This is a genomic window from Ferruginibacter sp. (assembly GCF_014377975.1).
In the GTDB taxonomy this organism is placed as follows: Bacteria; Bacteroidota; Bacteroidia; order Chitinophagales; family Chitinophagaceae; genus Ferruginibacter.
In genome coordinates, this window is sequence record NZ_JACMOO010000067.1 from 1 (window position 1) to 1,583 (window position 1,583).

General features: G+C 38.8%; 2 protein-coding genes. Both read left to right on the forward strand.

Going from position 1 to position 1,583, the window contains the following annotated elements:
• The first annotated feature begins 66 nt into the window (after positions 1–66).
• Positions 67–882: an SDR family oxidoreductase gene (locus H7254_RS04330; protein ID WP_301931819.1), complete on the forward strand. Its 816-nt coding sequence runs from the start codon at positions 67–69 to the stop codon at positions 880–882.
• A gap of 29 nt (positions 883–911) precedes the next feature.
• Positions 912–1,583: alpha/beta hydrolase (locus H7254_RS04335; protein WP_301931820.1), on the forward strand; the 672-nt coding region annotated here is incomplete at its 3' end.

Genomic DNA, 1,583 nt, shown 5'->3' on the forward strand with positions numbered 1-1,583 from the left:
ATCCCTTATGAGAACTCCCTTGCCAGATAATTACACCAAGATCACATTGCAAAAAACATACTCCTGATGGATCTGAAAAATAAGACAATAATAATAACAGGAGCTTCATCAGGCATTGGAAAATCTTGTGCCGAAGAATTTGCTAAAAGAGGTGCCAACCTGGTCTTAGGCGCACGTCAGTATGTAACTCTTTGTGAGATTGCACAGGATTTAGAAAAACGCTATAACATAAAAGCTGTTGCAGTTCAATGCGATGTTTCAAAAGAGGCTGATTGTGTAGAACTAATCAGTCAGGCCATGATAACTTTTAAACGCCTGGATGTGCTAATAAATAATGCGGGTATTTCCATGCGTGCTTTGTTTAATCATGTGGACCTGAATGTTTTGCGTAACCTGATGGACGTAAATTTCTGGGGTGCTGTGTATTGTACAAAATATGCTTTGCCCGAACTGCTTAAAAACAAAGGTTCTGTTGTTGGTGTTTCATCCATAGCGGGGTATCGTGGGCTTCCCGGAAGAACGGGTTATTCGGCATCAAAATTTGCTTTAAATGGTTTTCTGGAAGCGCTTAGGGTAGAAAATCTAAAAACAGGCTTGCATGTAATGATCGCATCGCCTGGTTTTACAGCTTCCAATATTCGATATTCTGCTTTAGTTAAGGATGGTAGTGTTCAGGGAAATACAAGTATGGAGGAGGGTAAAATGATGACTTCCGAAACGGTTGCCGTAATAATTGCTGACGGTGTCGAAAAGCGTAAACGATCACTTATCATGACGGGACAGGGCAAACTAACTGTATTCTTAAATAAGGTTTTGCCCGCTTTTCTTGATGGCCTAATCTATAATCATTTCACAAAAGAAAAAGATCCTCTTATAAAATGAAGTTAAAGATTTTCATACTAGTAATTGTCATGGCATTTTTCCAGACTGCATTTTCAGCCGGGATTTTGATAAAGCGGAATATTTCTTATTCAGCAAAGCAAACATCCGGGACAGAAAATCTATTGGATGTTTATTATCCAACAGCTGATGGTCAGCGTAGAGATGTTATGGTATTTATCCATGGAGGTTCCTGGAACAGTGGTAAAAAAGAAACCTACTGGTGGCTTGGCCGAAACATGGCCCGAAAGAATGTGATAACAGTGATCATCAATTACAGCTTGAGTCCATTATGCCAGTATGAGAAAATGGCTCTTGACTGTTCAGAGGCCTTGAAATGGGTAAACAATAACATTAGTAATTATGGAGGTGATCCAGCAAGAATATTTGTAATGGGACATTCCGCAGGTGGGCACCTGGCAGCTCTCGTTAATACTGATACACGATTTTTCAGGCAACAAAATATTGAAAACCCGATTCATGCGGTAATTTTAAATGATGTATTTGGCCTGGATATGTTTGAATATTTGAATGCAGCAGAAGACAATGATCAAACTAATAGCTTCCTGAATACATTTTCCAAAGACAAAGAGATCTGGAAAACTGGCTCACCGCTGAATTATATTGAAAATGTAAAAAATCCATATTTGATTTTTGTTGGTGAGCGAACTTTTCCGTCCATTCAGATACAATCTGAAAGATTA

Bases quoted from the DNA above. Each gene is read 5' to 3' on its own strand.
- H7254_RS04330 (WP_301931819.1), top strand. From the start codon at position 67: ATGGATCTGAAAAATAAGACAATAATAATAACAGGAGCTTCATCAGGC.